Source organism: Bacillus sp. SORGH_AS_0510 (genome assembly GCF_030818775.1).
Classification (GTDB): Bacteria; Bacillota; Bacilli; order Bacillales; family Cytobacillaceae; genus Neobacillus.
Map to the genome: position 1 here is coordinate 3655372 of NZ_JAUTAU010000001.1, position 23833 is coordinate 3679204.

24 protein-coding genes are annotated in these 23833 nt (G+C 37.2%); 5 read left to right on the plus strand and 19 right to left on the minus strand.

Annotation, left to right across the window (positions count from 1 at the left end; all coding sequences use genetic code 11):
* Positions 1-4: 4 nt before the first annotated feature.
* The 9 genes from QE429_RS18665 to QE429_RS18705 form a co-directional block, all read right to left on the minus strand.
* Positions 5-919, minus strand: a complete 915-nt coding sequence (locus tag QE429_RS18665) for a DUF4349 domain-containing protein (protein ID WP_307289149.1) — start codon at positions 917-919, stop codon at positions 5-7.
* Positions 920-1078: 159 nt separating this feature from the next.
* Positions 1079-2203, minus strand: coding sequence for an N-acetyldiaminopimelate deacetylase (locus QE429_RS18670; RefSeq protein WP_307289151.1), 1125 nt, complete (start codon positions 2201-2203; stop codon positions 1079-1081).
* 218 nt (positions 2204-2421) lie between these two features.
* Entirely contained in the window at positions 2422-3132 is a 711-nt protein-coding gene (gene dapD / locus QE429_RS18675; RefSeq protein WP_307289152.1) for a 2,3,4,5-tetrahydropyridine-2,6-dicarboxylate N-acetyltransferase, read from the minus strand.
* Positions 3133-3241: 109 nt separating this feature from the next.
* Positions 3242-4129, minus strand: coding sequence for a transcriptional regulator CcpC (locus tag QE429_RS18680; RefSeq protein ID WP_307289153.1), 888 nt, complete (start codon positions 4127-4129; stop codon positions 3242-3244).
* Positions 4130-4160: 31 nt separating this feature from the next.
* On the minus strand, positions 4161-5672 hold the full coding sequence (locus QE429_RS18685) for an MDR family MFS transporter (RefSeq protein WP_307289154.1): 1512 nt from the start codon (positions 5670-5672) through the stop codon (positions 4161-4163).
* Positions 5673-5926: 254 nt separating this feature from the next.
* Positions 5927-6370 carry a cyclic-di-AMP-binding protein CbpB gene (cbpB, locus tag QE429_RS18690; protein WP_307289155.1) on the minus strand — a complete coding sequence of 148 codons (444 nt, stop codon included), beginning with the start codon at positions 6368-6370 and terminating at the stop codon, positions 5927-5929.
* A 109-nt stretch (positions 6371-6479) separates the two neighbouring features.
* Positions 6480-6716 carry a YkuJ family protein gene (locus tag QE429_RS18695; RefSeq protein ID WP_040204715.1) on the minus strand — a complete coding sequence of 79 codons (237 nt, stop codon included), beginning with the start codon at positions 6714-6716 and terminating at the stop codon, positions 6480-6482.
* A gap of 417 nt (positions 6717-7133) precedes the next feature.
* Positions 7134-7370 (minus strand): hypothetical protein, encoded by a 237-nt coding sequence (locus QE429_RS18700; protein ID WP_307289156.1) that lies wholly within the window; start codon positions 7368-7370, stop codon positions 7134-7136.
* A 99-nt stretch (positions 7371-7469) separates the two neighbouring features.
* The gene (locus QE429_RS18705; protein ID WP_307289158.1) at positions 7470-8681 is read right to left on the minus strand and encodes an EAL domain-containing protein; all 1212 of its coding nucleotides are present in this window, start codon (positions 8679-8681) and stop codon (positions 7470-7472) included.
* A 211-nt stretch (positions 8682-8892) separates the two neighbouring features.
* On the opposite strand from QE429_RS18705, the gene QE429_RS18710 reads away from it, so the two are divergent.
* Positions 8893-9741, plus strand: a complete 849-nt coding sequence (locus QE429_RS18710) for a C39 family peptidase (protein ID WP_307289159.1) — start codon at positions 8893-8895, stop codon at positions 9739-9741.
* A gap of 166 nt (positions 9742-9907) precedes the next feature.
* Entirely contained in the window at positions 9908-10786 is an 879-nt protein-coding gene (locus QE429_RS18715; RefSeq protein WP_307289160.1) for a metallophosphoesterase, read from the plus strand.
* Positions 10787-11029: 243 nt separating this feature from the next.
* Here the strand turns inward: QE429_RS18715 and QE429_RS18720 are convergent, their stop codons facing one another.
* Positions 11030-13135 carry an EAL domain-containing protein gene (locus QE429_RS18720; RefSeq protein WP_307289162.1) on the minus strand — a complete coding sequence of 702 codons (2106 nt, stop codon included), beginning with the start codon at positions 13133-13135 and terminating at the stop codon, positions 11030-11032.
* A 210-nt stretch (positions 13136-13345) separates the two neighbouring features.
* Here QE429_RS18720 and QE429_RS18725 point away from each other — a divergent pair, with 210 nt between their 5' ends.
* The 3 genes from QE429_RS18725 (at position 13346) to QE429_RS18735 (ending at position 15582) form a co-directional block, all read left to right on the plus strand.
* Positions 13346-13843 (plus strand): YkyB family protein, encoded by a 498-nt coding sequence (locus QE429_RS18725; protein WP_307290887.1) that lies wholly within the window; start codon positions 13346-13348, stop codon positions 13841-13843.
* 216 nt (positions 13844-14059) lie between these two features.
* The gene (locus QE429_RS18730; protein ID WP_307289164.1) at positions 14060-14260 is read left to right on the plus strand and encodes a hypothetical protein; all 201 of its coding nucleotides are present in this window, start codon (positions 14060-14062) and stop codon (positions 14258-14260) included.
* A 167-nt stretch (positions 14261-14427) separates the two neighbouring features.
* Positions 14428-15582: an aminotransferase A gene (locus QE429_RS18735; protein WP_307289166.1), complete on the plus strand. Its 1155-nt coding sequence runs from the start codon at positions 14428-14430 to the stop codon at positions 15580-15582.
* Between the two features lie 49 nt (positions 15583-15631).
* On the opposite strand, the gene QE429_RS18740 is transcribed toward QE429_RS18735, so the two are convergent.
* From QE429_RS18740 to glpK, 9 genes are all read right to left on the minus strand, one after another.
* A complete protein-coding gene (locus QE429_RS18740; protein WP_307289168.1) occupies positions 15632-15808 on the minus strand; it encodes a hypothetical protein in 177 nt (58 codons plus the stop codon).
* An 83-nt stretch (positions 15809-15891) separates the two neighbouring features.
* Positions 15892-16779 (minus strand): NAD(P)-dependent oxidoreductase, encoded by an 888-nt coding sequence (locus tag QE429_RS18745; RefSeq protein ID WP_307289169.1) that lies wholly within the window; start codon positions 16777-16779, stop codon positions 15892-15894.
* Positions 16780-16935: 156 nt separating this feature from the next.
* Positions 16936-17409 carry a hypothetical protein gene (locus tag QE429_RS18750; RefSeq protein WP_307289171.1) on the minus strand — a complete coding sequence of 158 codons (474 nt, stop codon included), beginning with the start codon at positions 17407-17409 and terminating at the stop codon, positions 16936-16938.
* A gap of 87 nt (positions 17410-17496) precedes the next feature.
* On the minus strand, positions 17497-18282 hold the full coding sequence (locus tag QE429_RS18755) for an SDR family oxidoreductase (protein ID WP_307289174.1): 786 nt from the start codon (positions 18280-18282) through the stop codon (positions 17497-17499).
* A gap of 125 nt (positions 18283-18407) precedes the next feature.
* The gene (locus tag QE429_RS18760; protein WP_307289176.1) at positions 18408-19043 is read right to left on the minus strand and encodes an FMN-dependent NADH-azoreductase; all 636 of its coding nucleotides are present in this window, start codon (positions 19041-19043) and stop codon (positions 18408-18410) included.
* A 388-nt stretch (positions 19044-19431) separates the two neighbouring features.
* Positions 19432-19572, minus strand: a complete 141-nt coding sequence (locus QE429_RS18765) for a hypothetical protein (RefSeq protein ID WP_307289178.1) — start codon at positions 19570-19572, stop codon at positions 19432-19434.
* A 254-nt stretch (positions 19573-19826) separates the two neighbouring features.
* A complete protein-coding gene (gene ptsP / locus QE429_RS18770; RefSeq protein WP_307289180.1) occupies positions 19827-21539 on the minus strand; it encodes a phosphoenolpyruvate--protein phosphotransferase in 1713 nt (570 codons plus the stop codon).
* Positions 21539-21805, minus strand: coding sequence for a phosphocarrier protein HPr (locus QE429_RS18775; protein ID WP_307289181.1), 267 nt, complete (start codon positions 21803-21805; stop codon positions 21539-21541). The genes ptsP and QE429_RS18775 overlap by 1 nt, the downstream gene beginning before the upstream one ends.
* Positions 21806-22332: 527 nt before the next feature.
* Complete coding sequence (gene glpK, locus QE429_RS18780) at positions 22333-23823, minus strand: glycerol kinase GlpK (RefSeq protein ID WP_307289183.1); 1491 nt, start codon at positions 23821-23823, stop codon at positions 22333-22335.
* Positions 23824-23833: the final 10 nt, after the last annotated feature.

Genomic DNA, 23833 nt, shown 5'->3' on the forward strand with positions numbered 1-23833 from the left:
CTACCTAATCTTGTTTATTTCTTGTTTTTCCCTTTTTAAATAATAGAAAACCCAAAATGACGAGAATCCCAAGAACAATAAGAATCGGTAGATTCCCAATAATAAATACAACTAACCCGGACATGAATGCTAGGAGCATGTTCGTGCTCTTCATAAATTGCTTTTTCGTTTTCTCCCATGTATTTAACTGGTCTTTGTCAATATCAGGTACGATCACTTTATTTTCGAAAAGTGTTATGGTAACTGTGGATAGAGAAGTTTGATTTTCAAGGTATTTCATTCTGCCTTCAATTGTTTCAATCTCCTCTTGGACACCAGCTAAATCCGCAGAAATTTTTAATAGGTCCTCCGTTTTTGCCGCATTCTTCATAAAAGTTAATAGTCTTTCCTCAACTACTCTTTTTGATTTTAATCTTGATTCAAGGTCCACGTATTCCTCTGTTACATCTTGACCTGAAATGTTCCTCTGTAATACTTCTACCGCCTCCCCTTCCGCATCATGCAGAAAGGTCTGAAAATATTTCTGGGGAACTCTAATCGTGATAGTACCACTTATTTGTTCGTTCCCCTCTCTAGCCACATTTGATTGTGAAATATAACCTCCGTATTTTACTGCTTTTTCTTCTAAACTTTGAACAGTTTTCTCAAATTTTTTTACCTTAAGCTGCAAATCAGCCTGATAAATAACCATCTGCTTTGTTCCTTCGAATTTACCAGGCTCACTGGTTTGTTCCCCCTTCGATTTTTCACTTGAAAAATTAGAAGTTTCCCCTTTGTTCCCAGACGCTGCCGAATCCATCACAGTTTTTTCATCACTCATTTTAGCAGATTCATTCTTACTGCTAGAGCTACAACCAGCTAAACCAATAAACATGATTAATAAATAAACAGGCACCCATTTTAATATCCTTTTTCTCATAACCCTGACACCCCTCTAATAATCTTCTTGGTTAAGCAGAAAAAACATTTTAGTATTATTAATACCGACGATAAAACAGAAACAAGGTTACAACAGGGAATAAAAATTATGTATAAAAGTAAAAACTGCCCGTCTCAAGAAACGAACAGTCTTCCTTCTTTATGATTTTTTCCCTTTAAATTCAATATATGTTGTCATGACTTTTACTGCGACATCAATGGCCTTTTCGTTTGGATTTAATTTGGAATGATGTAATCCATATGGAGAGTCTACGCCAAGCCAGAACATTAACCCTGGAATTTCTTTTAGCATATACCCAAAATCCTCTCCCGTCATCGCTTCCTTACATTCCACTACACTCACATCTGTCTTATTTTTAATCGTATTCATAAATTCTTTAGTAATGGGCTCATTGTTATATACCTGATGATACATAGAGCCATAATCAATGACTGCTTTACAATCGAAGCCTGTTTCTAGACCTCTCACTAAGGCTTCAATACGCTGTTTCACCTTTTGCATGGATTCTGGTGATAGTGTACGAATTGTCCCTTCAAGCCTTGCCCTCTCAGCAATGATATTCTGAACTGTACCGCCAGTAATTTTCCCTATTGTTACCACAGCACTGTCTAGAGGGTCCACATTTCTTGAGATTATAGTTTGAAGCTGGTTAACAAGCATACAAGCAGCAACGACCATATCATTTGTTTGGTGGGGATATGCAGCATGTCCCCCTTTTCCAATTAGGTCTATAAATAACTCAGAGGTATTAGCAAATAACAAGCCCTCTTTTAATGCAATTGTCCCAACTGGATACTCCGGGGCAATATGGAGGGCAAAAATCATATCAGGTTTCCAATCCTGCATGATATCTGACTTGAGCATTGGTTCTGCTCCGCCAGGCCCTTCCTCTGCAGGTTGAAAAATAAATAAGAGGTTGTCATCAATCGGCTTGTGAATAAAATGAGTCAGCACTCCAAGAGCAATACTCATGTGGAAATCATGACCACAGGCGTGCATATAGGATTCATGCGAAGAAGAGAAAGGTAAACCTGTTTCCTCTGTTATTGGAAGGCCGTCTATGTCCGTCCTATAGCCAATGGTTTTTTGTGGATTAAGTCCATGGACCATAACAAACAAGCCTGTCTTCCACTCTTTGATTGTTAGCCGCTCTTGTGGCAGGGATTTTAGATAGGACAATAAGTAAGCTTGCGTCTTATATTCCTGAAACCCTAGTTCAGGAATTTGATGTAAGTCTCGTCTGATTTTAACTAAATCATTCATTATATTCTACCTCTTTCCTATAAAACAAGCGTGGAGTCGCTCCACGCTTGTTTCATATCTTACATTATTGGTATGTATAAGATTTGACTTCAAGAATTGTCCAGCTCCAGCGCCTAGTCCCTGGGGTCAAATAACCTTCGGCAAGAAAAATCAAAATACAGACTTTTCCTACCGAAGAACATTTGCCTGTCGGGACTGGTCAAGGCTTTCCGCTTTTCTTATAATTGACGAAGTTCTTGCATAATTTCAGTTTTTGATTTTGTCTTTTCGTCAATATCCTTGATTTTTTTTGCAGGAGTTCCAGCAACTACAGTGTATGGAGGAACATCCTTTGTTACTACTGCTCCCGCAGCAACTACAGATCCTGTACCTACTGTAACACCCTCAAGTACTACAGCGTTTGCGCCGATTAGAACATCATCTTCAATAACAACAGGCTTCGCGGATGGTGGCTCAATAACACCTGCTAAAACAGTACCTGCGCCAATGTGACAGTTTTTTCCAACTGTTGCTCTGCCTCCCAGAACAACTCCCATATCTATCATCGTTTTTTCTCCAATAACCGCGCCAATATTAATGACTGCACCCATCATGATTACTGCATTATCGCCGATCTCAACCTGATCACGAATGATAACCCCTGGCTCGATACGAGCGTTAATATTTTTTGTATCTAAAAGTGGAATGGCCGAATTCCGGCGATCATTTTCTAGTACATAATCTTCAATTTTTGTTTTATTTGCCTCTAATACTGCATTAATTTCAGCCCATTCACCAAAAACAACACCAGTATTTCCATTAACAAACGCTTTAGCTTCGCTGCCAAAGTCTATTCCTTCTAAATCACCTTTTAAATAAACTTTTACTGGAGTCGATTTTTTACTATTTTGGATAAAAGAGATAATTTCATTTGCATCCATCATTTTCATTTTGTTGCCCCCTATAGTTGTACTAAATAAGCAGTAGCGATAATTCGCTATAGCTAGGTTATAGAAAATACTTTAACAAACAAAAGAGTTGAAAACAAGAAAAACGACATTAATCTTCAGAAGATTCGGCGATATGTTCCTTAATAAGTTCGACAAATGCCTGGACCTGCTTTAATTGAAAAGCAGACTCGTATCCAAGCAGCCATGTATCCCGTTTTAACGGCTCATCATTCTCATTTACAAGCGGAATTTTAAAGATATCCTTCTCTGCTTTAGTTAATGTAATACCGGGCAATATCGCATAGCCAATCCCATTGAACGCCATTTGTTTGCATGTTTCAATTTGGTCGACTACAACCGTCCTTTTCGGAGAAGTTTTAAAGTTACGCATCCACCAATCCTGGATCTCTTGGTAGTAATTTGAATCACTCTTAAATTGAATAAATGGTCGATCCGTGACAAGGACCTCCTCAGGTCTTTTAATTTCTCGGTCCACTAAATACAAAGGGTCATTGAATAAGTGTACCTTTACTCCCTTCCAGTCAGGGGTCCCACGGATAATTCCGATATGAACCTGGTCATCGTATAAGCTTTTTAAAATCTCACTGCTCCATCCGGTTACTAATGAAATTTTCGCTTGTGGATATTTATCAATAAACTTCTTTAAAACCTGTGGAAGCCAGTTTTGACCTACAATAGATGCAACAGCAATTTTTAAGGTTCCTGAAACACCAGATTGAAGAGAATGGATTGTCTCACGAACCTTTTCCTGTTTTTTCAGCACATCGTTAACAAAATCTATCACATGCTCGCCTGAAGGGGTTAATGCTAACCCTTTTTGCGACCGAATAAATAATTTGGTTCCCCAGTCTTTTTCAATTGTTTGTAAACGCTGAGAAAGTGCGGGCTGAGAAACGAACAAGCGTTCAGAAGCTTTCCGCATATTCATTTCTTGTGCAAGAACAGACAACAAGTAAAATTCTGATAATGAGGACAAAGTAATCCCTCCTAAAAAGCCCTGTGATAGTTTACACAGAGCCTTTTTTGTTTTTCGGAATAAAAAAGATTAAAGCTAAACTTATGACAGCGAAGGTAAGGACCACAAAGTAAACAGTATGTAAAGATAAGGTTAGTCCATCCTGTAAAATCCTCCGTATATTTTCAGCTAAGTTTTCACGTTCATTTGTTTTTAAGAGAATGTTTGTATCATCCACTGTTAAAGATGGATCTTTTTGACTAAAGTAGGTGGTTAATCTGCTATTAAGGATTCCTCCCAGCAATGCCGCACCAATGGTATTACCGAGATTTCTCATGAACATATTTGCTGCTGTAGCAATTCCTCTTTGCTGCCAACTGACAGTACTTTGAATTGAAACGATAAAAGCAGTCGATGTTAATCCCATGCCAACACCAACAAAAAAGGAACCCACAGCCGCCCAAATCGGACCAGACGAAGCTGACATCGTAACAAAAGCAATGCTCCCTAGAATCAAGAATATGCCACCTAAAATTGAAGTCTTGCGATAACCAATCGAAATAAGCATCTTGCCAGCAAGGGTTGAGGCAATCGGCCAACCAATTGACATGGTTGTTAGTGTGAATCCTGCCACAATGGGTGTTTGTTCCATAACGCCTTGAACAAAGGTTGGTAAGAAGCTAGATATCCCAATTAACATAATCCCAGTGGTAAGTGAAGTAATATTCGCAATAAAGATGGATCTCTCTTTCCATATTGAAAACGGCATAACCGGCTCAACAGCACGGCTTTCTTGGAAGACAAAAGCAATAATGGCAAGTACCGATATAACCAGAAGACTGATAATTTGCCACGATCCCCATGCCAAATGGCTTCCTGCTTCCACTAGAACAAACATAAGGGAGGAAACCGTAATTGTTAATAGCACAGCTCCAAAATAATCAATAGTATGTTTCTTCTTCTCAACATTTTCATGAAGATACAACCATAACCCCACTAATGAAAGGATTCCAAGAGGAATATTGATCCAGAAAACATAATGCCAGCTGACATATTGTACAAGCAGCCCGCCAACAGCAGGTCCAGTTATTGCAGAAATCCCCCATACACTAGAAAGATATCCCTGAATCTTCGCTCTTTCCTCAGCTGTATATATATCACCGACAATTGTAGTTGCGATGGGCATAACGGCTCCAGCACCAAAGCCTTGAATCAATCGAAAAATGATGAGTGTTTTCATGGATGTAGCAAAACCACATAGAATTGAGCCTAATAAAAATATTATGATTCCAAACGATAAGATTGGTTTTCTTCCAAAAAGATCTGATAATTTACCGTAAATAAGTACTGTGATTGAATTCATTAACAGGTAGGCAGAAAAGACCCAACTATATAACGTAAATCCACCCAAATCAGCAACTATGGCAGGCATTGCTGTGGACACAATAGTTGCTTCAATCGCTCCCATAAACATAGCTAATATAACAGCAGCTAATACAAGGGGCCTTTTTGTTTGTTTTCTTCGTGAACTTACAGCCGCTTCATTCTCTGTGGTCATACTCATCTTTACACCTCTCATCCCTAAATAAAGACAGCCCCCTTATTGGGGGCTATTTGCCATCACTTTTTTTATTTTTGGCTCTGTTAAAATTGCCTGTTGATTTCCACTCCAGACGCGAGCGGTTCGTGGGTGTTTCTGCGAGCCTCCTCGACGCAAGCGTCTGCGGGGTCTCCCCTGAACCATACTCCCACAGGAGTCTTCGCGTCTTCCGCTCCAATCAACAGGGTGTATATATCAACAATGTTCTTTAACAAAGCCTATTTTTTTAACCTTTTTACGATTTTGTTTAGTTGGTTTAAAACCGTGCTTCTTGGAAGAATCCCTTCAAAATAACCTTCCTCCGTTTCCACACAAAGGAACGGTTGGTTAACAAGTAAATCAAGGCATGTATAAATGGAGTCGGTCACTTTTACACGAGGGATAGAACTTTTCATGACCTCTTCTACCCGTTTGTTTTCAAGTTTTTCGAATTCAATTCGTTCAAGTCCTAAAATGGAATCCATAATAATTGGGGTGCTGATTAACCCGTGCAACTTATAATGGGGATCGAGGACCGGAATAGCTGTATAACCACTTTTAGTTAAAACTAACAATGCATGCTCGAGATTGTTTCCAATTTGCACATGGGCAACGCGCTCTGATGGTATCATTAATTCTTCTATCGTATATTCTATAAATTCCCCACTTGGAAGACTGATCATCGCCGAAAACTCCTCAATATTTGTTTTTCTACAAATTTATTTTATCACAGTTTTCGAAGCTGTGAAAAATTTAAAGATATCCGGTCAAAAAAAAGGAACCTAAAGGTTCCTATTGAATTAAATCAAAGATTTCGATTGTAATCATATCAATATTATCGAATTGATATCTCTTTGGTTTCTCTTTCTCATTGTAAATCTCTAATTCAAAAGTTTCTGTCTTTGGATGAAACGTTACCTGACATTTTCTTTCACCATTTACCTCAAAATAGCGTTGTGCAGGTTCACCACTATTAGATTGTTCCTGAAGGTTTTTTAGTCTTGTTAATATACCTTGAAGCTGTGACATAGGCTTCTTCTCCTTTCAAACACAAACAAACTGTCTACAGTTATGTTTCTCATTTGGCAAATTTCTATCCTATTGGAATCTTTTCAGAATTTTACAATGGTGTGAATTTATATGCCAATATTAAAAGAATAAAATAACAGACTGCATTTGTCCAAGTAAAAATAAAAGAAAATGCATTTTTTTCATAAAATGCTCTGCAACTTGCCTGTTGATTTCCGCTCCAGGCGCGAGCGGTTCGTGGGTGTTTCAGCGAGCCTCCTCGGAGAAACGCGCCTGCGGGGTCTCCCCTGAACCATACGCCCACAGGAGTCTTCACGCCTTCCACTCCAATCAACAGGGTATATATATTAACAATGTCCTATTACACAATCTTCTTAAAAGAAATCGCAAAAAAAAGGATCTCTTAGGGAGACCCATTCATAGATAGGTTATGGCAACGAAAAAGATGATAAAAAGGAGTAACACAAAAAAGATTCCATACGCTAAGAAAATTGGATTTTTAATATAAGCATTTTTTTGAACATGCTTTTCAATTTGAGTATCCATATTCCCTTCCACTACTTTTTGCTGTCTGCCGACCACCAATGTATAAATGGCAGATACAGCTAGAATACCAATAATTACAATCCCAAGGATATTGATAAAAAGACCCATAAGCATAACTCCTTCTTAATGAAAGTGTACCGTATGAACCGGCATAGTACCCTTTTCATTAAAATGCCACTACATGAATCATTCTATTCAAAAGAGGTATTAAAGCAGTTGGTCATTTTCAAATAAATATTGATATGAAATATCAATAAAAAGATATTCATTCTCATTTATTGGAAAAGAGAAAGTCCGAATAGTCTCACCTGTTTCAATGTCACAATATAAATCAGAAAGAATTCCCTTTTGCTCATGGCGCATTTTTATGATATTTTCTAAAAAATATGGGCGCCAGCTCCAATTTTTATTTATATATTCTGATTGAACTTTCCAGCCATCTTTTTCTTTAAAAATATTTGCTGATTTTTGAAATCCATCTTCATCACATATATACATTCGAAATGCCACATGATCCATTTCTTTAATTAACGTCTGAAAGAGTTCATTGTAACTTGATTTCCTATTTTTTATCACTAACTCCTGAACCTTTGCTTGAAGATTTTCAGCAGTTGTAAAGACAGATTCCAACTTTCTCTTCTCATATGAAATAAAGTCATGAAATTTTTCTTTTAATCGATCCTTTAATAAATCTCGGTCAATACAATCATCTGTAGGTGGAGATAAATAGTAGCCCTGATAATAATGTCCACCATTTTTCCATGCAAATTGCAACTGATAACTCATCTCAATATTCTCAAACAAAAGAGTAGCACCAATTTTTCTTGCAAAAAGGGACAGTGAAAACAATACATCATTAAAGTTCGTTCCCATGGAGGTTGACTTTAACGGTTGTAAGTTAATTTTCAAAATATCTGGATTTAGCTGACCTAGACGTTCAAAATAATGACTGTCACTATCAACACTTGCAATTGCTATTTTTATCCCGTAGGTCCTGTAATACTGAAGGAGATGATCAAATTGACCTACATCCCCATTATAATTTCGATCAGAAATCTCCAAAACAATGCGCCCTAGATTTAATCCTTTTTTTTCAAATACTAAAAGTTCCTGTAGAAAGGGTTCACCGTGTTGATACATCAATAAATCAGCATTTCGGTTTAAAAATATGCGTATATCATTATCCATCCTCAGGACTTTTTCAAGTGCCTTTTTAACAATTAATAAATCAACTTCATACTTATATTCATCAGGAATTTCTTCATCCTGAAAAAATGAACCTAAACTAATGATATTGCCTTCAGATTGATATCTCCCTAAAACCTCATAAGCTATAACCCGCTGTTCATCGGCACTAAAAATCGGCTGAAAAAAGGGAATACAGTTTTCAAGATCCGATAGGATATCCAATGCATCCATCCAAGTACCTCCAAAAAAATATTTTCATTATACCATACGCGTACACGCCGCTTCTCGTTCTTTTCCAAAAGGATACCATTATACCTGCTTAGAAACAATCACATCCTATAACAAGCCCTTAAAATTGTTTCAACAAGTCAGTTATTTAGGGTAAATAAATGGTAATACCAGAGCGCCTACTTCTATTGAGCGAAAAAGGGGGAGCAGATATTTGAAAAAGCTTTGCTTGGTAGCTTTAATCCTTCCGATGTTTGGTTGCAGCCATTTTAATGCCAATACGACATCTAACTCTGAAACGAAAAAAACGGAGTCTAGAGTTTCAATAACTGAAAATAAACAGGACAAAACACCAGTAGTCCCCATAAGTAATAAAACTCAAACAATCAGAGATGTTCAAGACCAGCTAATTAATGTGGAAAATAAGCCCGTTAAAAGCAATTCTGTAAGTACCCCACCGAAAAAAAATTCGGCCATGCTAAACGTAATTTTAATTAAACAAAACCCGGAATTACGTTACGGATGTGAAGTGACAAGTTTAGCAATGGTATTACATTACGCTGGTGTTAGAACGAATAAAATGGACCTTTACCGATTAATCCAGAAAGATCCCGACCCTATTATCCGATCAGCTAAAGGGGATATTTTACGGTGGGGGAATCCTGCTGATGGATTTGTTGGGGATATGACTGGAAGGCGTGCTGGATATGCCGTTTTTGATCGACCAATGATTGCTCTAATTAATCAGAAGCTACCTGGTAGAGCCGTAAACTTGACAAACCAGCCCTTTGAAAAAGTATTGGATCACGTTGCTGCAGGCTATCCAGTAGTAGTGTGGACGACGGGAGATTATCGTCTTCCAGATCGATGGGAAGGTTGGTATCACGAAAAGCAATATATCAAAACACCGCTGGATTTACATGCTGTAGTATTAGTTGGTTTCGATCCCAATAACGTATATTTAAATGATCCACTATCAGGTAAGAAACAAGTAAGGGTGAACAAGAATCAGTTTATTTCTTCCTGGATAGCTCTACAAAGAAGGGCTGTAAGTTATAGATAAGAGGTAGTCCATTATGGACTGCCTCTTTTTTAGTATTTTTCTTCCAGCTACTGCATATGAACTATCAAGTACCTTTTTCACTTGCATTTGAGACAATTTTTACAGACAATACTATTGGACCCTTGATTTTTTAATAGGGGCAATAACAGATAGGCTGGTAGAAGTAATGGCTAAAAAACAAACGAGGAGAATTTTTCTAAAACGATCATTTGGTTCAGTTCTTACTGTCCTTGGTTTAAGTTCTGGTGGCTATCTTTACGCCAATCGAATTGAGCCATCTTTACTTGATATCCAAGAACAAGAGATGAAACATCCTCTAATCCCTAGAGGGTTTCATGGAATTAAGATGGTACAATTCAGTGATACCCATCTGGGCTTTCAATACAATCTTAGTCAATTTAAAGAGTTAGTTAATAAAATCAATAATTTACAACCTGATATCATTTTATTTACTGGTGATTTAATGGACGAGCCCAATAAGTATACAGAAATGAATAAACTTGTGGGATTATTAAAAAAGCTGCATGCACCTTTAGGGAAGTATTGTATATTTGGCAACCATGATCATGGGGGCTACGGTTCTAATATATACCGGAATATTATGGAGACAACAAATTTTACTGTCCTTTTAAATGAAGCAAAAGGAATAAAATTAAAGGATGGAAGTCAAATCTTTTTAATTGGTATTGATGATGCCATGTTAGGGAGACCCAATTTACCATTAGCATTAAAAAATATACCGAGTGATAGTTTTAAAATTTTACTGTCACATGCTCCTGACCTTGCTGAAACTGCCGTGCAATATCCCATTCAATGGCAATTAAGCGGACATAGTCATGGTGGACAAGTGAAACTTCCATTTATCGGTCCACTAGTCATACCTCCATTTGCAAAAAATTATCCAGAAGGCCTTTATTCTATTGGAGAGGATCAGGATTTCACGCTATACGTAAATAGAGGCATAGGGACAACCAGGCTTCCCTTCCGATTTATGGCTAAACCAGAGTTAACTATCTTTACATTATTTTCATCAGATGAAAAATAAAAAAATCCTTATCAATAACCAATGATAAGGATTTTTGAATGGATTTTTTGTATTGGCTGTGTTAAAGAACATTGTTGATTTATACACCCTGTTGATTGGAGTGGAAGGCACGAAGACTCCTGTGGGAGTATGGTTCAGGTGAGACCCCGCAGGCTCGTTTCTCCGAGGAGGCTCACCGAAACACCCACGAACCGCTCGTGCCTGGAGCGGAAATCAACAGGCAAATTTAACAGAGCCTTTATATTAAATATTTAATAAAAATTTCTCCTTAAGTTCATCTGCAGAGAGTGGTTTCGAAAAATAAAAGCCTTGAACTTTATGACATTTTGCTTCTGCCAAAAATTTTAGTTGTTGTTCATCCTCAACCCCTTCTGCAATCACTTCAAGCCCCAGGTTTTTTCCAAGATGAATAATCGACCTAGTAATAGCTGCATCCTTTTGGTCAACCATTATATCCCTAATAAAGGAGCGATCAATTTTTAATCCGTCAATCGGAAATTGCTTTAAGTAACTTAATGAAGAGTAACCGGTTCCAAAGTCATCAACGGAAATGGAGACCCCTAATTCTTTTAACCTTTTCAAGATAGGAATAGTTTCCTTTTTATCTTGCATAGCCCCTTCTGTAATTTCAATTTCTAGAGAAGATGGCTGTATCCCGTAGGTTTGAATCATAGAATAAATAAAAGGTACCAAGTTTAAGTGAAGAAATTGTTTTGGTGAAATATTAACCGCAATCCGAATATCAGTATAGCCAGAAGCATTCCAAGTATGAATTTGTTGACATGCCTTTTCAATGACCCAATAACCGATAGGGATAATTAATCCTGTATCCTCCGCCAAAGGAATAAAAACATTGGGTGAAATATTTCCAAATTCCCGATCATTCCACCTTAGTAGCGCTTCGAAACTCTTAGCTTCCCCCGTAGAAACGTCAACCTGAGGCTGATAAAACAATGAAAGCTCATCTTTTTCAATTGCTTTTCTTAGGTGTGTTTCCAACGCGACAACATTTGTGAATACTGAATTCATTTCTGTCCGATAAAATTGAAAATGCGCCTTTCCTCTTTCCTTCACTCGAAAAAGCGCCTCATCTGCATTCTTAATTAACATTTCAGCATCATTTCCATCGTTCGGAAATAAACTAATCCCGATGCTTGGTGAAATAAAATACTCTTGAGTGTTTAAATAAAAGGACTGAGAAAAAACAGAGAATACTTTACTTACAAAAGAACTAGCCATTTCTTGATTGGTATCAAGTAATAAAATAGTAAACTCATCTCCGCCAATGCGATAAATAAAGCATTTATCACTTTGAAACTGTGATAGACGGTCAGCAACCTTTTTTAATATTTCATCTCCTGCAAGATGGCCAAGTGTATCATTAAGAAACTTAAATCTGTCTAGGTCAATAGAAAATAATGCAAATTCATTTATCTTATGGGTCGGTGTATGTATCTGATTGTTTAACTGTTCCAATAATGCACGACGATTCAATAATCCAGTTAATTGGTCATGAAATGCCATAAATTTTATCATTTCCATATTTTTTACTTTTTCAGAAAGATCTTTTAATATCACAAACAGTCCTTTTATTTCGTTATGAATCACAATCGGAACAGTTTTAATATGAACAATCAGTAAGTAACCTCTGGAGTGGATTATCTTACAATCATTTGTTTCTAGAGCAATTCCTGTACATGATTTCTGTAGATAACTCTTAAAATTATCTATATCATTTTCAGCAATTAAATCGTAAATAGAACGGTTAATCATCTGTTTTTCGGTATATCCAGTTAATAAAGCCGCTGCAGGATTTGCTTCAAGTATCTTACCATTTAAATTTATGGTAAAGATTGAATCTAAATTATGTTCAACAATGGATTTATATCTCTGTTCACTTTCAATAATTTTATTTTTCTCGTGTAACCATTCAGTCACATCTCTAGTCACTGCAACAATGTAACTAATGGAATGGTCTTGGTTAAAAACTGGAGTTAATAACGTTTCACCGTAAATCTTTCTTCCATCATTTAATTCAATTTGATCGTCAAATGTAATGACTGATTTTCTTTTTAATACCTTCTCATACTTCCGCTGAAGGGAATTCGCAAATGAATTGGGAAGTACCTCTTGAAACGTTTTTCCAATCGAATCAACAGTAAGATTTGCTTTTATCATGCCAGGTTCGTTTATAAATAAATAACGAAAACGAAGTCCTTCTTCTACCTTCATCACAAAAACCATATCCTGAATGTGTTGAAAAATAATATTAAAAATAATGCTTTGTATTTTACCACTGGCTTTCCCAGAGTTTAACTCATTCGTTAACAAATTATTTATGTGCTCCATTAAATCATCCTTCAGGCGAATAAATTCTGATTTCTTAAAATAATGTTTTTACATACTAGTATTTCTATTTTACAATGAATTTAATTGAAAGAAAGTAATTTAATGAAAATAATGATTATTTTAACAAATTTTCAGAACTTTATTAGGATAAGATTTACAGCCTTATTTCTATTTTTTAAAAAAAGAGGTATAATATAGATGTTTACTAAAATGAAAGGAGAACAACTCTTGAATCACGATCAGAAAAATCCCCTATCAAAAACGAATCTTACTATAGAAAACCTCGCTCAAGCAGTTTTTATCGTGAATCGCCATGCAAAAACAGCAACTAACCCCAAATTTTTGTACAAATTAAAACAGGAAGCGTTAAAAAAACTTATCCAAGAAGGCAAGGCAAAAAAAGTAGGCCTCCACTTTTCACAAAACCCAAGAAATAGCCAACAGCAATCTGATGTACTTGTTGAATGTGGTAGTTACACCTTCCATATCCCTCCAATTAAATCCGATTTTCACATGCTTCCTCATTTAGGTAAACTTGATGGACGTGTTAGAAATCCAAAAGCAACACTTTCATTAAGTTATGCTAAGTCCTTATTACAAACCTATACAGGCATTTCTGAAATGGAAAAACAATCATCTATTTCGAATAGGAATACCCGTTCATACCAAAAACCGATATTTAAAAAACTAGGAGAAAGATATTCTTAATTAGAAAAGGTGACCTGCTGCCAGCTGGTCACCTTTGTTATGTAAGACAAAAAAACAAGCCTCTATGCAGAATTCTTAGTTCCTTAACAACTTCTTGAGCGTTTTGTGAACATTATCACAAATCAATAGACTGAAAAAAATACTGGAATTACAATATATTCATAAATAACTTTTCAAAATTACATTGTATAAATTTATAAAAGAGGTGCTTTTACTATGAAAGGAACTGCCATTCTTTTTCAGGAGCAAAATATTACATTTATTGAAGATGTTGAACATTCCGTATTCGAAGAAATTAAGCAGCAATGTGGTTGTGACCATTGCAGTTGCAGACTTAATGAAAAGATTGTCGAATTGGGCTCCGTGTCACCTGTATTCTGGCACGAAGATGAAATCGATTGGGAATACGGTTATTAATAGTTAGTACTCCTACTTTGATATATTATTCCCTTCCCCCAAAAAAGCGGTCTGAGAAAATTCTCAGGCCGTTTTTTAACTATTGAAAACATGGTTGGTTACAAATTATCAAAAATCGTGTTATTCTAAACGAAGATGATTCGTTAACTGGAAGGAATGGACATATCTTGGAACATTTAGTGAATAAACGTGTAAAAAATATCGAAATATCCGGTATTAGAAAATTCTTCAATATGGTCTCTCATATAGATGACCTTATCTCATTTACCATAGGACAACCTGATTTCCCTACACCAGAGCATGTCAAACTAGCTGGTATTGAAGCAATTCAAGAGGATTTTACATCCTATACACATAATGCAGGAACGATTGAACTTCGGAAGGCTGCCTGTGATTTTGTTGAGAAGAAATACGGTTTAAACTATCAAGCTGATTCCGAAGTTATTGTAACTATGGGGGCTAGCGAGGCGATTGATATCGCTTTTCGAACGATATTAGCGGAAGGAACAGAGGTTATTTTACCTGGTCCAATCTATCCTGGGTATGAACCAATTATTCGCATGATGGGTGCTGTGCCTGTACACGTTGATTTAAGAGAAAATCAATTTCGGTTTACTTTAGAAACCATTAAGCCATTTATTACTGATAACACACGCTGTATTGTGCTTCCTTATCCGTCCAACCCAACTGGGGTCAGCCTGTTAGAGAATGAGCTTAAAGACATTGCCCTTTTCCTAAAAGAAAAAGATATTTTTGTGCTTGCAGATGAAATATATAGTGAGCTTACTTATGATCAAGAACATACTTCTATTGCACAATTTCTTAAAGACAAAACCATAGTGATTAATGGTTTATCGAAATCACATTCCATGACTGGTTGGAGAATAGGCTTCTTATTTGCCCCAGAAAACATCACAAAGCATATATTGAAAGTTCACCAATATAATGTCTCATGTGCAAATTCTATTGCACAGAGAGCAGCGTTAGAGGCTTTAACTGTAGGGATCAATGATGCATCTGTTATGAAAGAAGAATATGTATTAAGAAGAGATTATGTGTTTGAGCGGTTAACATCTATGGGCCTCGAAACAGTTAAGCCGGATGGTGCCTTTTATTTCTTCGTAAAAATACCAAACGCAATCCCTTTAAATAGCTTTGATTTCGCCATTAAATTAGTAAATGAAACAAAGGTAGCAGTCGTGCCAGGCAGTGCTTTTTCAGAATACGGAGAAGGATATTTCCGGCTTTCTTTCGCTTGTTCCATGGAGACCTTAAAGCAAGGACTCGACAGAATAGAACATTTTATCCTAAACTCTAAATAACAATAAGCCCCCTCATTATCTTAGAGGGGGCTTTGTTGGATATGAACTATTAACCTTTATAAGCGCCGTTATTCTTCGGTGCCTTTTCTTTCTTTGCTTTATCTTTATGGATTTTATTAGTCGCAGCAGCACCCATTTCATGAGCAAATTCTTCATTTAACACCGCGGAATCAAAACCCTTTTTATTCTTTTGTTTCGCGTCATTCTTTTTTGTTCTCTTGGCCATGTTTTTCCCTCCTGTCTTAAGGTTACATTATAGTTTCTTGAAGACAGAAGAAATTTATGCTTGGGAGATTTTTGCCGGGATAATTAATGCTTCCAATATTTATAAAGAGCTTGAGTCCCGCTATTTTCTTCTCCATTGAGAGCTAATTGCTCATATAAAGATTTTGCTAAAGCGAGTCCGGGAACTGGCATATCCATGCGTTCAGCTTCATCTAATGCAATTTTCATATCCTTGATGAAATGTTTTATGTAAAAACCAGGTTCAAAATTCCCCTTTAACATTCTTGGAGCAAGATTGCTTAAAGACCAGCTGCCTGCTGCCCCAGTTGTAATGCTTTTTAATACAGTTTCAGGATCAAGTCCCGCCTTTTCTGCATAAATAATTGCTTCGCAGACACCTATCATATTAGAAGCAATCGCAATTTGATTGCACATTTTTGTATGCTGCCCTGCCCCCGGATTCCCTTGATAAACTATATTAGTACCCAAGTGTTGCAAAAGCGGATACACTGCTTCAAATACATCCTTTTCACCGCCAACCATAATGGATAGCTTGGCCTCTTTCGCTCCAACATCTCCTCCAGAAACAGGAGCATCGATAGTGTGTATCCCTCTTCTCTTGGCCTCTTCATTTATTTTTACTGCTAGAGACGGAGCTGAAGTAGTCATATCAATCATAACACTACCTTCCTGCGCATTAGGAAGTAGGCCATTTTCGCCAAAATACACCTCTTCAACATCAACCGGATAACCCACAATGGTGAAAACAACATTTGCCTTTTCAGCGACTTCTTTAGGTGTTTCGACCCATTCTGCACCTTTTTCTACTAACTCCATTGCTTTTTCCTTGGTTCTGGAGTAAACAACTAAGGAGTAACCTGCATTTAATAAATGTCCTGCCATACTTTTCCCCATTACACCAATACCTATAAAACCTATTATTGTATTTCTTGGTTTGTACAACAATTTCATCTTTCCTCTCCAATATAGGATATCCTCTATTGTAGCATTACCGTTTTTGTTGTAGGTAATGAAAAAGACCGGAACGTCCAGTCGTCCGGTCTCAGTGCTCCATCTCCAAATTTATGCACATTTAAATGATATCCTAACAATGTAAAAAATAAACCGTTATAATTCTGATGAAAAATTGGTTAAAAACGTACGTCCAAATACTTCTTTATCATTAAATACTTCTATAGATACTGCTTGATCCTGTTCAATCATATTTTTCAGCTCATTAATATGTAAATCCTGTTTTAATGGAATTGGTTCCATAAAGATATACTTCTCATCCTTACCATTTACTTCTAAATATTCCCCATTCACTACCTGTTCCTCGCCATAAATAATTTCCCGTTTCCCAATGGCTTCCGCCAACTGATCATCGTGAATAGTCACCTTTACTTTATACATTGGGTGACCCTCTAAGATTTCATCATTAATTCGAAAGCGAAATTGCAGCTCATTATTTTTCGTTAATAATGCATCTGCATAGCGATTCACAATTAACTCATTAGACAACAAAATTCCACAACCACTTAAAACTGAAGTGCAAAACAAACTTAAACATAAAGCAATACCGATTGGAATTTTTCTGCGCATTCATAACACTCCCTTTGTTATTACAATAGCCCAAATCTATCGGTAATAAACGTAAAGAAAGGTTAATACAGGAAAAAATTCACCTAATTAAATAGCCTTTACCATTCCCCCATCAACGAGAAAAGCACTACCTGTCATATAAGAATTTGCATCAGAAAGTAAAAACGTTGCAACATTGGCAAATTCCTCAGGTGTGCCGTATCTTTTTAACGGAATACCTGCCTTTACTTGCTGTTCAACCGCTTCCCTCTCTATACCAAGTTTATCAGCATTTACTTGGTCTAAGTGCTTTACACGCTCTGTTGCTATTCTTCCTGGAGCTATCGTATTAATTAAGATATTATACGGAGCTAACTCTGAAGCTAATGTTTTTGATAGGCCCACGATTCCTGTGCGGAATGTGTTTGAAAGAATTAAACCAGGTATAGGTTCTTTAATAGATGAGGAAGCGATATTTAAGATTCTTCCTCCCTCTTGCTTTAAGTATGGCAGTGCAGCCCGTATGATACGTACATAGGATAACAAATTCAGTTCAAAAGAAGTCTGCCAATCCTCATCTGTTAAATCTTCAAAAGCACCTGCTCGAGGACCACCTGCGTTATTGACAAGGAGCTGTAGACCTCCGAACGTGTCATTCACTGCAGAAACTAACTGGTGGATATCATTGAGGTTAGTAACATCTGCTCTTTGATAAGCAACCTTCCCCATCCCGATTTCTTGAAGTTCATTGGCTTTTTGTCTTAATTTATCTTCTTCTCGACCCGAGATCATGACATTAACGCCTTCTTTTACAAGGCGTTCTGCAATGGCAAACCCAAGCCCTTGACTGGAAGCAACAACCAATGCATTTTTTCCTGCTAAATTTAATTCCATATGTAATTACGCCTCCTTTTCATTTCTAGCTCTAGTATACAGGATAATTTCCAAAAGGTAGTGGTAAATACTTCATAAAAAGAGGCGGATAGTTTATCCACCTCAATAATTTTTACCCTATTAATTTAGAATGTGTGGCCAAGGTCCTTTGCACGAGCAATCGCATTTTCTTTAATTTCTTGCGCTTTATTTGGCATTGCATTATGACCTTCTACGAAGAGGCCTTCAACCTCATTGATACCAAAGAAACTCATCATAATAGTGATATACCGGTGACCCATTTCCATCTGTGCTGCTGGCCCCTCAGAATAAACTCCTCCGCGAGCTTGAATGTGTAGAGCCTTTTTACCAGATAAAAGTCCAATAGGACCTTGCTCTGTATATTTAAAGGTTTTACCAGCAACGGCAACAGAATCTAGATATGCTTTCATTACTGGTGGGAAAGAGAAATTCCATAATGGTGTAACGAAAACATATTTATCAGCAGCGATAAATTGGTCGCTTAATTCATTTAGACGACTGACTTTTGCTTTCTCTTCCGCTGAAAGCTCGTCAAAGGCTTGTCCAGAACGAAGTTTTCCCCAACCACTAAATACATCTGCATCGATATGTGGAATATTTTCACTATATAAATCCACGTGAACGACCTCGTCATTCGGGTTATTTTCTTTGTAACTATCAATGAATGCTTTCCCAACTGCCATACTATACGATTGTGATTCATCATGTGGATGTGCAGTAATATATAAAACTTGTGCCATTTTAATCACCTTTCTCATTGTGTAATTTCTAGTATAGTTTGAATCAAAATCTTAAAAAATACTCAACCGTAAGTACTTTAATTTAAGATATCTTTAATTCAGAGTAATTTTACATAAGAAATGAACCACATTCAAATAATCTGCTCCAAAAAATAAGGCTCTGTTAAACTTGCCTGTTGATTTCCGCTCCAGACGCGAGCGGTTCGTGGGTGTTTCGGCGAGCCTCCTTGATGCAAGCGTCTGCGGGGTCTCCCCTGAACCATAATCCCACAGGAGTCTTCGCGTCTTCCGCTCCAATCAACAGGGTGTAAAAATTAACATTGTTCTTTAACACATTCAAAAATAAAAAAGGATCTGCCCTAAGACAAATCCAACCAAAGTAATTTACTTATTCGTTTGTGTTTAGTGAGTAAGGATTTTGACCAATATTCACTCTCATTTCATCAGTCATCTGGAAAGGTTCATTAACTACCGCCTCTGCTTGGCCAAGGTGTGAACTTCCATCATAATGTACAGGCTTTTGTTCCAATTTCCCTTTCACCTCCACTGATTTTTTACAGGTATCATATGTATATTTCTACCTATCCTCTAACCTTATACACCATTTCTTAATACCCACTAACCGAAGGTGAATAAAATATAAGAACAGGTCTTTATAACTATAATTATACTCCATTTGTCACATAAAAAACATATAATTTTTTGAAAATATCCATATTTTTTACTATTAAAATGTAAAAAAGAGACTGACTATGTAAGTCAGCCTCTTTAAACTATCTTATTTTACTTAATAGCAGCATTAACTGCTTCAATAACTTGGTCAGTTGTTTGCATATTAAGAACTTCTTGTGCCAATTTCTCCATGTCTGACTTCTTTAAGTTTCTGATTAAAGAACGAGCCTTTAGAATAGAAGTTGCACTCATAGAGAACTCATCAAGTCCTAATCCTAACAGAACAGGAATTGCTGTTTCATCTCCAGCCATCTCTCCGCACATACCTGCCCATTTGCCTTCAGCATGTGCAGCATCAATAACCATTTTCACCAATCTTAGAATAGATGGGCTATATGGCTGATAAAGGTAAGACACACGTTGATTCATACGATCTGCAGCCATTGTATACTGAATCAAATCGTTTGTACCAATGCTAAAGAAATCAACTTCTTTAGCAAATTGATCTGCTAAAACTGCTGTAGATGGAATCTCTACCATAATTCCCAATTCAATATGGTCAGCTACAGTTTGATTTTCAGCAAGGAGCTTTTGCTTCTCTTCTTCAAGGATAGCTTTAGCTGCTCTGAATTCATCTAACGTTGCAATCATAGGGAACATGATTTTTAAGTTACCATAGCTACTAGCACGCAATAAAGCGCGGAGTTGAGTACGGAAAATATCCTGTTCCTCAAGACATAAACGGATTGCACGGAAACCAAGGAATGGATTTAATTCCTTTGGTAGCTCAAGATATGGAAGTTCTTTATCTCCACCAATATCAAGAGTACGTACAACAACAGGTTTTCCACCCATTCCTTCAAGGACAGCCTTATATGCTTCAAATTGCTCTTCCTCTGTTGGAAGCTGGTCTCTTCCCATATAAAGAAACTCAGTTCTGTAAAGGCCTACACCTTCGCCACCATTTTCAACTACTCCCTTTAGATCATTTGGAGTTCCAATGTTGGCAGCTAATTCTACGTGGTGATCGTCAGCAGAAACGGTAGGTTCGTTAACAAGCTTCGCCCATTCTGCTTTTTGTACTTCATATTCCTCGTAAACCTTACGATATTGCTCAACAAGTTCTGGTGTTGGGTTAATATGAACCTCACCTTTTAGTCCGTCAACAATTACTAGGTCACCATTGTTAATTCCCTCTGTAGCAGTCTTTGTACCGACAACGGCAGGGATTTCCATTGAACGAGCCATAATAGCTGAATGAGAGGTACGTCCGCCAATATTAGTTGTAAAACCTTTTACAAATTGTCTATTCAATTGAGCTGTATCTGAAGGGGTTAAGTCTTCAGCTACAATGATTACTTCTTCAGCAATCATGCTTGGATTGACAACTTGTACACCTAATAAATGCGAAAGCACACGCTTAGTCACATCACGAATATCTGCTGCACGTTCTTTCATATATTCATTATCCATTTGTTCAAACATCATAATGAACATATCAGCTGTTTCTTTTAAGGCTACTTCAGCATTTACATTCTCAGACTTAATTTTATCTTCAATTGGTGAATTTAACTCTGGGTCACTTAATACAAGAAGATGCGCTTCAAAAATGGCAGCTTTATCTGCACCAAGATCGACCTTGGCACGGTCACGAATAGCTTCTAGTTCACTTTTCGATTGTGCCATTGCCTGGCGGAAACGTTCAACCTCTGCAGTAGAATCATCAACTGTCACTTTTTCAAAAGATAAATCTGGCTCAACAAGACGGTATGCCTTTGCAATAGCAATACCGTTTGATGCAGCAATCCCATGTAAAAACGTCATTATTCTGCCAAACCTTCTTTTTTCAATGTTTCTGCCAAGCTATTTAGAGCATCATCCGCATCGTTACCTTCTGCAGAGATCACAATATCAGCTCCTTGGCCAACACCTAAAGACATAACACCCATGATAGATTTTAAGTTAACTTTTTTACCTTTATATTCTAATGTGATTTCAGAATCAAATCTGCTAGCTGTTTGCACTAATAAAGTTGCTGGTCTTGCGTGTATTCCTGTTTCTGCGATTACTTTAAATTGCTTTTCTGCCATGCTAAATCAAACTCCTTTAAATTAAATAAATTTAATCTGACTTAATAAAAATAAACATTTCTTCTTGTTTAGTCAACTAAATCTGTAAAAGACTAAAGAATTAAAATCAATCCTTTTCCGCTTAATTTTTCCAAACTTGTAAGCATTCATGTATTGATTTTAGACCTAGTCATAAATGTTTTCTTGTATACAAGTGCTAGAATAGCATTTTAATCATTTGTTAACAACTGAAAAACTCAAAAATCAATATTGTTCACAAATCTGTCAAAAACCGCCAAAAACATTCAGTAACATTACATAAAAGAAGTTGATCCACTTATCTTGAATCAACCTCTTTTTGAAAAGGCAATGTTAAACTTGCCTGTTGATTTCCGCTCCAGGCGCGAGCGGTTTGTGGGTGTTTCGGCGAAACACGCCTGCGGGGTCTCCCCAGAACCATACTCCCACAGGAGTCTTCGCGCCTTCAGCTCCAATCAACAGAAGGTAAAAATCACCACTGTTCTTTAACAGAGCCTATGAAAAAACTATTATTTAAATGCTATAGCGGCGTTCACTGCCTTTTTCCAACCTTCGTATAGGCTATTACGTTTTTCATCTGTCATTTTGGGATTGAATTGTCTTTCTATTGCCCATTGTTTGGCTATTTCCTCTTGATCTTTCCAAAAACCAACTGCAAGCCCCGCTAAGTATGCTGCTCCAAGTGCGGTAGTTTCATTGATAATAGGTCTCTCCACCGGAACGTTTAAGATATCACCTTGGAAAGACATTAAAAAGTTATTTTTCACAGCACCGCCATCAACACGGAGCGTCTTTAATTCAATACCTGAATCCGCTTCCATTGCAGATAAAACATCTTTTGTTTGATAGGCTAAGGATTCAAGTGTGGCTCGGACAAAATGTTCTTTAGAAGTCCCACGAGTTAATCCAAACACGGCTCCACGAACATCACTATCCCAATAGGGAGTGCCCAGACCTACAAATGCTGGTACAACATATACACCTGCTGTGGAATCTACTTTTCCAGCATAGTCCTCGCTGTCCTTAGCATTTTTTAATATTCTTAAACCATCACGTAGCCACTGAATGGCTGAGCCCGCAACAAAGATACTGCCCTCAAGCGCGTATTGAACTTTACCATTTAATCCCCATGCTATCGTTGTTAGTAATCCATGTTCGGACTGAACCGCTTTTTCTCCCGTATTCATTAACATGAAGCAGCCGGTTCCATAGGTGTTTTTAGCCATCCCTTTTTCAAAACATGCCTGCCCGAAGAGTGCTGCCTGTTGATCACCAGCAACCCCAGCAATAGGGATTTCTTTTCCAAAGAAATGATAATCCACTGTATTAGCATACACTTCGGAAGATGGGCGGACCTCAGGCAGCATGGTTTTAGGTACACCTAAAATAGCTAATAGTTCATCATCCCATTCTAGTTCAAAAATATTGAACATAAGGGTACGGGAAGCATTTGAATAATCCGTAACATGCGCTCGTCCTCCGGAAAGTTTCCAGATTAACCAAGTATCAATCGTACCAAATAGTAATTTTCCATCATTCGCTTTTTCGCTGGCATTCTTAACATTGTCAAGAATCCATTTTACCTTTGTACCTGAAAAATAGGCGTCAATTAGCAAACCAGTCTTTTCACGGAACAATTGATCGTAGCCTTTTCCTTTAAGTTCCTCACAAATTTCACTGGTCTGCCTTGACTGCCAAACAATCGCATTATAAATCGGTTCACCTGTTTCTTTATCCCAAACAACCGTGGTTTCCCGCTGGTTGGTAATCCCGATTCCAGCAATTTGATCTGCTTTTATTCCTGATTCAGATAATACTCCTGCAATAACCGAGAGGATAGAGCCCCAAATCTCATTAGGACTATGTTCCACCCATCCTGGTTGTGGAAAATACTGAGTAAATTCCTTTTGTGCTGTATGGACAATTTCTCCACTTTTATTAAAAAGTATGGCTCTAGAGCTTGTTGTTCCTTGGTCTAATGCCAAAATATATTGTTCCATTCCAACCCCT

What these genes read in the sequence shown, in the direction of transcription:
- QE429_RS18665 (WP_307289149.1), bottom strand. Translation starts at nt 919, where the DNA reads ATGAGAAAAAGGATATTAAAATGGGTGCCTGTTTATTTATTAATCATG.
- QE429_RS18670 (WP_307289151.1), bottom strand. Translation starts at nt 2,203, where the DNA reads ATGAATGATTTAGTTAAAATCAGACGAGACTTACATCAAATTCCTGAA.
- dapD (WP_307289152.1), bottom strand. Translation starts at nt 3,132, where the DNA reads ATGAAAATGATGGATGCAAATGAAATTATCTCTTTTATCCAAAATAGT.
- QE429_RS18685 (WP_307289154.1), bottom strand. Translation starts at nt 5,672, where the DNA reads ATGAGTATGACCACAGAGAATGAAGCGGCTGTAAGTTCACGAAGAAAA.
- cbpB (WP_307289155.1), bottom strand. Translation starts at nt 6,370, where the DNA reads ATGATCAGTCTTCCAAGTGGGGAATTTATAGAATATACGATAGAAGAA.
- QE429_RS18695 (WP_040204715.1), bottom strand. Translation starts at nt 6,716, where the DNA reads ATGTCACAGCTTCAAGGTATATTAACAAGACTAAAAAACCTTCAGGAA.
- QE429_RS18700 (WP_307289156.1), bottom strand. Translation starts at nt 7,370, where the DNA reads ATGGGTCTTTTTATCAATATCCTTGGGATTGTAATTATTGGTATTCTA.
- QE429_RS18705 (WP_307289158.1), bottom strand. Translation starts at nt 8,681, where the DNA reads ATGGATGCATTGGATATCCTATCGGATCTTGAAAACTGTATTCCCTTT.
- QE429_RS18715 (WP_307289160.1), top strand. Translation starts at nt 9,908, where the DNA reads ATGGCTAAAAAACAAACGAGGAGAATTTTTCTAAAACGATCATTTGGT.
- QE429_RS18720 (WP_307289162.1), bottom strand. Translation starts at nt 13,135, where the DNA reads ATGGAGCACATAAATAATTTGTTAACGAATGAGTTAAACTCTGGGAAA.
- QE429_RS18725 (WP_307290887.1), top strand. Translation starts at nt 13,346, where the DNA reads ATGAAAGGAGAACAACTCTTGAATCACGATCAGAAAAATCCCCTATCA.
- QE429_RS18730 (WP_307289164.1), top strand. Translation starts at nt 14,060, where the DNA reads ATGAAAGGAACTGCCATTCTTTTTCAGGAGCAAAATATTACATTTATT.
- QE429_RS18740 (WP_307289168.1), bottom strand. Translation starts at nt 15,808, where the DNA reads ATGGCCAAGAGAACAAAAAAGAATGACGCGAAACAAAAGAATAAAAAG.
- QE429_RS18745 (WP_307289169.1), bottom strand. Translation starts at nt 16,779, where the DNA reads ATGAAATTGTTGTACAAACCAAGAAATACAATAATAGGTTTTATAGGT.
- QE429_RS18750 (WP_307289171.1), bottom strand. Translation starts at nt 17,409, where the DNA reads ATGCGCAGAAAAATTCCAATCGGTATTGCTTTATGTTTAAGTTTGTTT.
- QE429_RS18755 (WP_307289174.1), bottom strand. Translation starts at nt 18,282, where the DNA reads ATGGAATTAAATTTAGCAGGAAAAAATGCATTGGTTGTTGCTTCCAGT.
- QE429_RS18760 (WP_307289176.1), bottom strand. Translation starts at nt 19,043, where the DNA reads ATGGCACAAGTTTTATATATTACTGCACATCCACATGATGAATCACAA.
- ptsP (WP_307289180.1), bottom strand. Translation starts at nt 21,539, where the DNA reads ATGACGTTTTTACATGGGATTGCTGCATCAAACGGTATTGCTATTGCA.
- QE429_RS18775 (WP_307289181.1), bottom strand. Translation starts at nt 21,805, where the DNA reads ATGGCAGAAAAGCAATTTAAAGTAATCGCAGAAACAGGAATACACGCA.
- glpK (WP_307289183.1), bottom strand. Translation starts at nt 23,823, where the DNA reads ATGGAACAATATATTTTGGCATTAGACCAAGGAACAACAAGCTCTAGA.